Origin of the sequence: Candidatus Borrarchaeum sp. (assembly GCF_019058535.1) — an archaeon.
GTDB lineage: Archaea > Asgardarchaeota > Sifarchaeia > Borrarchaeales > Borrarchaeaceae > Borrarchaeum > Borrarchaeum weybense.
In genome coordinates, this window is sequence record NZ_JAHPYX010000092.1 from 1 (window position 1) to 3,511 (window position 3,511).

Annotated in this window: 3 protein-coding genes; 2 read left to right on the top strand and 1 reads right to left on the bottom strand. The window is 34.0% G+C overall.

Annotation, left to right across the window (positions count from 1 at the left end; translation table 11 throughout):
- Positions 1 to 940, bottom strand: a 940-nt coding sequence (locus QVB70_RS05190; protein ID WP_287584061.1) for a glycosyltransferase family 39 protein, incomplete at its 3' end; no start/stop codon positions are given.
- 357 nt (positions 941 to 1,297) lie between these two features.
- Here QVB70_RS05190 and QVB70_RS05195 point away from each other — a divergent pair.
- Complete coding sequence (locus tag QVB70_RS05195) at positions 1,298 to 3,031, top strand: glycosyltransferase family 39 protein (RefSeq protein ID WP_287584063.1); 1,734 nt, start codon at positions 1,298 to 1,300, stop codon at positions 3,029 to 3,031.
- The gene (locus tag QVB70_RS05200) at positions 3,032 to 3,193 is read left to right on the top strand and encodes a hypothetical protein (protein ID WP_287584065.1); all 162 of its coding nucleotides are present in this window, start codon (positions 3,032 to 3,034) and stop codon (positions 3,191 to 3,193) included. It abuts the gene before it with no gap.
- The last annotated feature ends 318 nt before the right edge of the window (positions 3,194 to 3,511 follow it).

The window sequence follows — 3,511 nt, forward strand, 5'->3', positions numbered from 1 at the left end:
ACACTGTGTACCCCGCAAAAGGTACAAAGATTAACATGAAAAGCAATAAGCCTTTTCCATCTTTATTATAAAATACCTTTATGATTCCCAGAAATAGGACGATTAACATAAATTTCAGTTCTATCGCAAGAAAATTGATGCTGTATAAAGGTGATATCTTAATTGATGGATCTAACAGTGTAACTATTGCCTCATGAGTTGCAAGTTTCAAAATACCTACATTGAGCAGCCATGGAAAAAGCATCATAAATGACAAAATCGAACCTAAAAGAAACCAAACTAGATTAACTCTAAAGGAAGAAGCAATTATTTTCCCTCGTTCTCTCAAACTGAAATAATGTAAGATCAAATAAAGAAAGAAAATTGGAAAAAGCATAAATGAATAAATCTTTGTTAGGAATGACAACCCCATTACAAATCCAAATATGATGTAATCACTCCATTTTTCGGTTTTTAATGCTCTTAAGAAGGTAATGACTGAAATAGTTATAAAAAATGTAGCTACAGGGTCAATAAGAACGATACCAGAATAGACAATATGCCAGGGAAGGATAGAAATAACTAAAGCACTGATTAAGCCCTCACGTTGTCCATATATGTTGTTAGCCAGCCAATATGTAGCTGGAACTGTTAACACGCCGAATATAAACGTGACAGCACATCCATGTAGATACGTGACACCAAACAAATGATAGAAAAGCGCAACTATGAAATAGTAAAGTGGTGCATAATTTTCCTTTTGCGCCATAGCGTAACCTGAGTATCTATAACGGATTACAAGACTCCTTTCGTAAACACTTCTTGAATATATTGAAACAAAACCTGAATCACCAATATACCATCCAAGCATGGGTAATCTTACCAATATCGCAAGGATTACAATACCAATCAATAACAAAATTTTAGGCTGTTTGATACTTGTTAGAATCGTATTCTTCAAAATACATCCCCGAAAGTCAGAATTCCATGTAAGACTCTATCTATCTTACGCACATCTCTATAAACAATATAATTTAATTTAATTCAGCGTATTACTCGATTTTCGTGCCTTTTCTATAGCACATTTTAACCAGATGTTTTTATTCATTTAAAAAAATATTGTCTAATTATAATTTCCAGTTAGGGCCTTATAAATCGCTTTTAACATACTCTAACATCACAATCTTGATCGTAATCAAATTCTAGAAAACCAATTAACCAGTTTTAGTCTGAATAACTATGCGAAACTCTAAAAGGGGCTTACATAAAAACATTAATAAATTGAATATTGATTATGATTCAACAAGCTGATCAAAAATTGCAAATTGAAGAAGGGATCAAATTCTCGGAACTCTCTCGCAAAACAATGACTTTGTCTAAACTGCGCACATTTTTTAGTGCGAAATATGTTGGGATATTTTTATTCAGCATATCCATGATTCTTTGTCTTCTTCTCATTACTGATGGAACTTATGATTTCTCAGTTGATGGAACTGACCATCTTTTCTTGACTTTACAAGTAGTAGAAAATCAGTCTATTAGCTTTCGTTATTACCATCTAGGTGCAACTTTTTATGATGGTCGATATTATAGTCTTCGTGCACCTGGGTATTCTTTTTTTGCCGTCCCATTTTATATGCTCTTTAAGTTATTTGGAGGGTCAATTAGATTCAGTATGAAGTTCGTTAGTGCACTTAGTTTTTCTCTCACAACTTTGGTAGTTTTTGAATTAGGAAAACTGATCTACAATAGGCGTATAGGTTTAATAGGTTCTCTTCTATTTATTTTTGGCACCTTTGCTCTTGAATACGGTATACGGATATGGGCACATGCTCCATCCGCTTTATTTGTCACATTAACCCTATATTGCCTCTTTCGTTTTCGATCAAGTGAAAAAATTATATTTCTCTTCTCTGCAGCTCTTTCAACCGGGCTGGTTTTCGCAATGAGATACGCTGATTCTATTATCCTTATTCCAGTGATTGTATATTTGCTTATTAGTGAAAAAGAAAACATATTTAGAGGCTCTATAAAGACTTTCGGGCTCTATTTTTTAATTTTAATCTTGTCAGTGACACCGGTTTTATTTTATCACTGGGTTGCTTTTGATAATCCATTTGCAACCGGATATTCTTTCCCCAGGTTTGAATTTGAAAAACCAGGGAAGTTATATCCTGAAAATATACCAATGGCACTTCTGACTAGTTTCTTTATTTATCGAAATATCGATGACCCGATATGGAATATTGCATATCATTCTTCGTTAATAGAATCCTCACCGTTCTTCATCCTATCCTTCTTTGGGTTCTTTTATTCTTATAAAAAGAAGAAAACGGAAACTCTTACCTTCATAATAACAGTATTTGCACTTGCGTTATACTACGGAATGAGGTTACGTTGGTGGGGCGGATTTTGTTTCAATATGAGATATCTTACGCCTTTATTGCCAATTTTCTGTCTTACAAGCGCACTTGCGATATCAAAGATATCAAAGAACTTCTTCAAAGAATTTAATACTGAATTTCTGCTAGGAATCATGCTTACGGTTTTGCCTTTAGTCGCACTGATATTTCTGCTCCCAAAACAATTCTATTTTGTTTTTGTAGAATCTCTGTTGCTTTTTTACGATAAGAAATTCACCAGATATCCTCCAAACCAAATAAACTTCGCAATCGCTTTAATACTCTTGTTAAGTTTTGTCTTCTATCTTTTACTGATTCAAAAAGACTTCCATGAAAAATACATTTCTTTGGCAAGAGGATTTTTCTTTGGCATGTTCTCTCTATCTTTGATTTTCTCTGCAATACTTAACATTTATTTAAATATTATACTTTATCCTAATAAAAATGGAAGAGTATTACCCTTTCTTGACGCATTAGGAAGACTGGTTGGTATTGAAGTTCCAGGATATTCCTTCTATAACTCGTTTACGGCTGTTCCTCTTTTGTATTATATAATTTTTGGCTTATTTTTTACTTACGCTTTAGTCTTTCTTTTCAACTATTTTTATCATTTCTCAGCAAGAAGACCCCCCAACGTGTTGGGGGAATAAATGAGGTGCGCGTTTTACTTTTTCACGTTCACCGTTGGCATGGCCTCATGCTATGTTCTTGATAGCCATCTCTTTCTTGGAAATCAATACATAAGAGAACTACCCACCAATGAAGCAGTAGGCTTCGTGAAAAGAGTTGGTTTTCTTGCATCGTTTAGATAATGACCGCTACCGGGGAAGTAAGAGACCGATGAGTTTTATTTGAAAATTTAGAGTTTTTTAGTAACTTTTTTTGGATTATAAGACTTTGATAGACTAATCTAGTCATCGCGCGCGACCAAATCCTTAATAAATGATATCAACGTTTCGAGGTCCACCACAAAGTACAATGCTTATGGTAATAAAACGGAGGAAGCCAATATGCGAGCGATAAAACCTACACTAAAAGAGAATCTGAAAGACTTAAGGGAAAAAAAGTTTTACCTCAATGGTATAGCAGATATTTATGCGGTTAACGCATTAATTCCTGACTCTAATACA